This is a genomic window from Halomonas garicola, assembly GCF_031935715.1.
Taxonomy (GTDB): Bacteria; Pseudomonadota; Gammaproteobacteria; order Pseudomonadales; family Halomonadaceae; genus Vreelandella; species Vreelandella garicola.
Genome location: NZ_JASSZF010000020.1, coordinates 47,955 through 54,219 on the forward strand (window position 1 = coordinate 47,955; position 6,265 = coordinate 54,219).

A 6,265-nucleotide genomic window follows, 5' to 3' on the forward strand; every position below is an offset into this window, starting at 1 on the left:
AGTGGCTAAATAAGTTAAAAACCGCTGCGCCGGCTGCCAATAGCCGGCTCGCGATGCACAACGGCAGGAAGGTCCAGGCTACGCTGGCGACCGCCGACCGTTATTTCCCGCGACTTGGCTTCGCCGGCGTCAGGCTGACGCTGCGCGCTCTCTACGTTAGTCTTGCGAGACTGGTCGACGGTATCAGTATCGCGCGATGCCGGTGTGTGTACTTGCACAGAACGTTTTTTACCCACGCTTGCTGGTTGGCGCTCTCGTGAATGGGTCTCGGCCAACTCTCGGTGCTCTTCATTGACCGGCACCCGACTCACCGCTTCCAGCGTAATCTCGGGGTAGGCCCCCAGGAAAAATTCTACACGGCGATTTTTGGCCATGCCTTCCGGCGTGTTGTTAGGCGCTACAGGCTGTAGTTTTCCCATACCGATATAATCAGCCTGCTGCGGTCGTACTCCCCGTTCTACCAGCCGCTGCGTTACGTTCCGAGCGCGGGCCAGGCTTAGTTCCTCGTTATAAGCCTTGCTGCCGCGTGCATCGGTGTGGCCTACCACCGCCAGATGGGTATCAGGGAGGTCGCCTTCAAGCACGCCAGCCAGGACACAGAGTATCGGCTCGGAAGAGGCCAATGGTGTGGCTTCGTCGGTGTCAAAGAAAGCCCGATCACCCCATGCTACGCGAATGACCGGTAGATCACGGTCCGTATCGAACAGTGTTTTAGGCAGTAGCAGCTGCTGGTCAATGCTGGGCGCCGGGACGTCACATTTGTCCGCGAGACGGCGAATGCGGTGGATACGATCGGCATGCTCCTGCTCAATCAGCTCGCTTTGACTGGAGAGCTGCGCTCCCTCCGGCTGTTGAACACGAATCGTTGGCTTTTTTGTCGCCATAGTGGCAGCGTTGCAGCCAGCCAGTGCAGCGCAAAGCAGCGCCATGATAGACAAACGTATCATCCTAACTCCAGATACATGATCAAGCTTGCGGGCAATGTATTGGCATCTACTGCGCGCGCGGGAACAAGACTCTAGACGTCTATAGTGCCGCTGTCATCCTTCATACAATTTCCGAGTGCCACCTGTGCGACGTCAGCGTGAGGGGCCGCAAATAGTAGGAGGCGGTATGATAAAGACCTGATAAGCAGGTCGGCTTGCAGCGCGCTTGATCACTGCTGGGCCATACAGAATATACAATTCAGCCTTAAGGATGATAGCGCTGTTTATTATAGCCTTGGCAGGCTGATGAAAACGCCAAACCCTCCCGGGCCAAGGTCTTATACTATAAACGACTATGCCGTGAGACTAAACACCTAGACCGCTTCGCCGTCTTCGGGAAAGCGTAGCGGCCCCAGGCTTTTGTTCACTTCCTTGAGCTGTTCGGCAATTTTGGGGCCGTGGGTCTTGGCCACCCCACGGCGAGGACGTTGTCCAGCACCAAGTGCGCAATCCGCGAGCTCATGGGAGTGTGGATTTCGGTGTCTTCGAACACGTCGTAAAGCGCGAGGGCCACCTCCGCGGCCAGCAGCGAGCCGAGAATCGCCGTCACGTCGTCCATAAAAGCCTTTGGGAAACCTACAGTGCTTTCGCCAATACCGCAGGCGGAACTCTCTATCTGGGAGTGAAGGAGGGTAATGAGGGGCCATCCACAGCCGGTCTTTCCGGGGCGGATGTGGATAAGCTGCAGCGTGACTTTTGGATGACGCTCAATAACTCTCAGAAGATCAGCGCCAACATCCTCCAGGAGCGCCATGTCAGCGTCGAGTCTTTTGAGGGCAGCGCTATCCTTATCGTCGAGGTGCCTCGGGCCACGCGCAGCGAGCGGCCGGTCTATATTGGCGTTGACCCTTTCAAGGGCACCTATCGGCGTAACCACGAGGGGGACTTCCGCTGTAATGAGGCCGAAGTGCAGCGAATGTTCGCCGACCGGCTCGAGCAGCAACCGGCCGATAGCCGCATCCTCGAGTACTTTGACTTCGATGATCTTGATTCCGCCTCGCTCAAACAGTACCGCAATCGGGTGGCCTCGCGGGTGCCCGATCACCCTTGGCTTACCGAGGATGATCTGGGCTTGCTGGCCAAGCTGGGTGGATGGCGCAAGGATCGGCGCAGCGGAGATGAGGGTCTTACCCTTTCGGGCTTGCTGATGTTTGGCAAAGTCGAAGCCATTCAGGATGTCGCAGCCTTACCAGGCTTCCAGCTTGACTATCGTGAGCGCCTGGCTGAAGAGGAGAACACTCGCTGGAGCGATCGGCTTACCATCGACGGCACCTGGGAAGCCAATCTGTTTCAGTTTTATCTGCGTGTTGCCCAGAAGCTTGCACACGACCCGGCACTCAAGGTGCCTTTCAGCGCCGATCGCCGTGGTGAAAGCGATGCCCATGAGGCGTTGAAGGAGGCGCTAGTCAATGCCTTGATCCATGCCGAGCATCACGGTCAGGGCGGCATTGTGGTGGATCGCTTCAAGAACCGTTTCGAGTTCTCCAACCCCGGTACGCTATTGCTTTCGCAGGAGCAGCTGATGGAAGGCGGTGTCAGTGAGTGCCGCAACAAGTCATTGCAGCTGATGTTTCAGCTGCTGGGCGTAGGCGATAAGGCGGGTTCCGGCCTCGACAAGATTCGGCGCAGCTGGCATGCACACCTTTGGCAACCGCCCAGCCTTGGTGAGCGTTTCCGCCCGGATCGGGTCATGCTGACGCTGCCGCTGATCAGCGTGATGCCCGAAGATGTGATGAAAAGGCTGCAGCAGTGTTTTGGTGAGGCCTTTCAGGAGCTCTCTGCTGATGAAGCCCAGACGCTGATCATCGCTGTCCTGGAACAGCAGGTCACCAACCGCCGCTTGCAGGAGATGCTCACCCTGCATCGAGTCGATATCACTCAAATGCTCAGTGGCTTGGTAGAGAAAGGCATGCTGGTGCCCCACGGCCGTCGTCGGGGGGCCTATTACACGCTCCCCCTGGAGATTCCAGCCGACTTGAAGATGGAGGCTGGTATACCTCAAAAGGATGCTAGCTCCCCCCGCAATGAGGAGAGCTTCCCGCATAGCGATATCGCTGAAGACATTCAGGCCTGGCAAGAGCTACAGCAGATAGCGGCCCCGGTTGCAGAAACCAGGCGCGCCCCACCAGAGACGATGCAGATCACGTTACTTCGACTCTGCCGAGGCCGATTCCTTACCCTTGCCCAGCTGTCTGAACTGCTCCAGCGCTCGCCCAAAAATACGGGTGAGCGCCACATTGCTCCCCTGGTTAAGGCGGGCAAGTTGCAACTTCGCTATCCCAACGTTCCGAACCATAGCCGGCAAGGCTATCGCACGGTAGAGGGTGTCACCGAATGACCACGTCCAGGAATATGATCCTCGACACGTTCGCTGGCGTCCCCTTGTGCTTCACCCCGCAATGCGCTGGCCAGAGCCTCCCGTGAAACGCCGCTATCGCGCCAGGGATAAAAACCGGCAGTTCTGCACCAGGCTTTCGATCAGCTCGCCCGCCGGCATTTCGCGGGCCAGCGGTGCGCCTTGGCCTGCCCAGTAGGCGGAAAACTCCGTGCTGTTGCCGGCCGTGGCGGCGGCGGCCAGCGCTTTTCCCGCGGCGTAGGCAATTGGGTAGTCGGGCAGGGCCGGGGCGTCAGGCCGGTCAACGTCTGTGTGCATGCGGTTCACCAGGCCCCGGGCGGGGCGACCTGAGATGACGCTGGTGATTTGCGTATGGTGGCTGCGCTCGCTTTTTAGCGCCCGGCGGTGGGCCGTACCGGCTGCGGACTCGGGGCTCAGGATAAAGGCCGTGCCCAGCTGAGCCCCGGCGGCGCCCAGGTTCAATGCCGCTTCGATGCCCTGGCCATCCATGATGCCGCCGGCGGCAATCACCGGTATGCCGCTTGCGGCGCTGATCAGACGAGTAAGCGCTAGGCTGCCTATTTGCCGGTCGCCCTGCTCGGGGGCGAAGACACCGCGGTGCCCGCCGGCTTCGGCGCCCTGGGCCACTACGGCATCGACGCCCGCGGCCTCCACCATGCGCGCCTCTTCCGGCGTGGTGGCGCAGCCGAAGGTGACGATGCCCGCTTGTTGAAGCGCTTGAATCCATTCCGCAGGCGGCAAGCCGAAGTGAAAGCTGACGACCGCCGGCTTTTCTTCCAGCAGCATGTCCAAAGCCGGGCGGTTGTCGTTAAAGCTTGGGTAGGCGGCGGTGAGCCGGGAGGGGGCTGGCGCCTTGAACTCTTCGAAAAAGGGCTTCAGGTAGCGGATCCATTGAGCCTCACGGGCTGAATCATGTGTCGCTTCGCGGTGGCAGAAGACATTGACATTAAACGGCTTTTCCGTCAGCGCCCGGGTCGCGGCGATCATCTCCCGCGCCTGTTCGGCTGAGCTTGCCCCGATGCCGATGGAGCCCAGCGCCCCGGCGTTGGAGACGGCTGCGGCAAGCGCCGGCGTCGAGACGCCAACCATCGGTGCCTGAACGATAGGGTGCCGAATGCGGGCGAGACGCGTCAGCGAATTGGCAAAGCACATGGTATTCCTCCTTGCTTCATTAGGGCGTGGCGTCGTCTTCGGGAAAGCGCAGCGGGCCGAGGCTTTTTTTCACTTCCCTGAGCTGTTCGGCAAGTTTGGGGCCGCGGGTCTTGGCCACCCCCACGGCGAGCACGTCGACCAGCACCAGGTGCGCAATCCGCGAGCTCATGGGGGTGTAGATTTCGGTATCTTCGAACACGTCGACGTAAAGCGCCAGGGTCACCTCTGCGGCCAGCGGTGAGCCGCTGGGGCACAGGCCGATGACCGTGGCGCCGGCTTCCCGGGCCAGGCGTACGCTTGCCACCAGCGCCCGGGTACGCCCGGTCTGGGAGATGGCCACCACCACGTCGCCTTCCTTGAGCGTGACCGCCGACATGTTCTGCATGTGCGGGTCGGAGTAGGCCGAGGTGGATATCTGCAGGCGGAAGAACTTGTGCTGGGCATCCACGGCTACCGCGCCGGAGGCGCCAAAGCCGTAAAACTCCACTCGGTTGGCGCTGGCCAGGGCGTTGACCGCTTGGCCCAGCGCCTGGTTGTCGATGCGGTCGCGTACCGAGAGCAGCGTGCCCACGGTGGAGTCGAAGATACTGTGGGAAAACTCGGCCACGGAGTCGCTGTCATTCATCGAAAATTGGGCGAACTGGCTGCCCGTGGCCAGCATCTGCGCCAGCTTGAGCTTGAAGTCCTGGAAGCCGCCGCAGCCCAGCGCTCGGCAAAAGCGCACCACGGTGGGCTCGCTGACCTTGGCCTCGGTGGCCAGGTCGACGATGCGCATGTGGATGACTTCTTCGGAGTTTCTCAGCACAAAGCGGGCCACTTTCTGTTCGGAGCGGCGCAGGTGCTCCATGCGGTGTCTCATTTCATCAAACAGGGCACGGCTCACGGCGGGCTCCCGGGTTGTGGCAGCCGCGAAGGCTGCAGTGGCAGAGGGTGCCGGCGTTTACGGGCGGCGGGTCGCATGTTGGGGAATTATCGCACGTTTGGCGCGGTAGGCGGGGCCACGTATCGCCATTTGGGCTATAGTCATCGTGGAGTTTTCATAAAGGAAAACGTCATAAAGGAAGTTTCGGGAGGAACGTCGATCATGCGTAACGTCGAACGTGTCACTTCGGTCAGAGCTCAGCTTCTCGACATTTTCATGGACATGGAGGTAGATGCCCACGAAACCCGCCGCCGCCACTCCGCCAGGCGCCACCTGCGCGCCCGGCGCGGCATCGAGGTGCACCGCGAAATCCAGTCGCTCACCCGGCAGATTGCCGAACTCACCGACCCGCGGGAAGGCAGCCTGCACTGAGCTCTTTTCCGGGTAAACCCTTTGCCGGGCGCCTTGCCGGTCGGGCCGGCCCTGGCGCCATCGCTGCCCGGCGCTCGCCTGAAAAGCCCGGGCCGCTCCGGCTGCCATAAAAAATGAAAATAAATTGGCTGCGGCGCTGGAAATTCGGGTTACTATCCGCTACCTTATGTTACGAGGGGAAAACAAATTTTAGCTTAATCTAAAAAAGGCGCATAACTATGGCAGACTACAAGCCGGGCGATCTACGGGAAGAAATGAACAAGATATATGATAACTTTCAGGAAAAAGTTATCCAAGAAGGCAAGGAGCCCGTAAAAGGTACCAAAGATACATTTAAGTGCCTAGGCAAATATATTCATGCATAATGTCGGTATAATATCAGCTTAGGACGGCAGCATGGTAAGGCGCTTCATCTCTCCTCTGACAGAAACCGACCGACAGGCGTTGACCCATGTCCATCAGTACGGGCAGAAACGC

5 protein-coding genes and 2 pseudogenes are annotated in these 6,265 nt (G+C 59.8%); 3 read left to right on the forward strand and 4 right to left on the reverse strand.

Annotation, left to right across the window (positions count from 1 at the left end; translation table 11 throughout):
• Positions 1-14: 14 nt before the first annotated feature.
• Positions 15-947, reverse strand: coding sequence for an OmpA family protein (locus RS027_RS08870; RefSeq protein ID WP_311956234.1), 933 nt, complete (start codon positions 945-947; stop codon positions 15-17).
• Positions 948-1,300: 353 nt separating this feature from the next.
• Positions 1,301-1,518, reverse strand: a pseudogene (locus RS027_RS08875) (transcriptional regulator); the annotation flags it as partial.
• Between the two features lie 90 nt (positions 1,519-1,608).
• Between RS027_RS08875 and RS027_RS08880 the strand changes: the two are divergent.
• Entirely contained in the window at positions 1,609-3,324 is a 1,716-nt protein-coding gene (locus tag RS027_RS08880) for a DUF8451 domain-containing protein (RefSeq protein WP_464380058.1), read from the forward strand.
• 93 nt (positions 3,325-3,417) lie between these two features.
• On the opposite strand, the pseudogene RS027_RS08885 reads toward RS027_RS08880, so the two are convergent.
• Both RS027_RS08885 and hexR read right to left on the reverse strand, forming a co-directional pair.
• A pseudogene (locus RS027_RS08885) lies at positions 3,418-4,500 on the reverse strand (NAD(P)H-dependent flavin oxidoreductase); the annotation flags it as partial.
• Between the two features lie 13 nt (positions 4,501-4,513).
• Positions 4,514-5,377 carry a transcriptional regulator HexR gene (gene hexR / locus RS027_RS08890; protein WP_311956236.1) on the reverse strand — a complete coding sequence of 288 codons (864 nt, stop codon included), beginning with the start codon at positions 5,375-5,377 and terminating at the stop codon, positions 4,514-4,516.
• Between the two features lie 201 nt (positions 5,378-5,578).
• On the opposite strand from hexR, the gene RS027_RS08895 reads away from it, so the two are divergent.
• Both RS027_RS08895 and RS027_RS08900 read left to right on the forward strand, forming a co-directional pair.
• Positions 5,579-5,788, forward strand: a complete 210-nt coding sequence (locus RS027_RS08895) for a PA3496 family putative envelope integrity protein (RefSeq protein ID WP_311956237.1) — start codon at positions 5,579-5,581, stop codon at positions 5,786-5,788.
• Between the two features lie 218 nt (positions 5,789-6,006).
• Complete coding sequence (locus tag RS027_RS08900) at positions 6,007-6,153, forward strand: hypothetical protein (RefSeq protein ID WP_311956238.1); 147 nt, start codon at positions 6,007-6,009, stop codon at positions 6,151-6,153.
• The last annotated feature ends 112 nt before the right edge of the window (positions 6,154-6,265 follow it).

Bases quoted from the DNA above. Each gene is read 5' to 3' on its own strand.
- RS027_RS08895 (WP_311956237.1), top strand. From the start codon at position 5,579: ATGCGTAACGTCGAACGTGTCACTTCGGTCAGAGCTCAGCTTCTCGAC.
- RS027_RS08900 (WP_311956238.1), top strand. From the start codon at position 6,007: ATGGCAGACTACAAGCCGGGCGATCTACGGGAAGAAATGAACAAGATA.
- RS027_RS08870 (WP_311956234.1), bottom strand. From the start codon at position 947: ATGATACGTTTGTCTATCATGGCGCTGCTTTGCGCTGCACTGGCTGGC.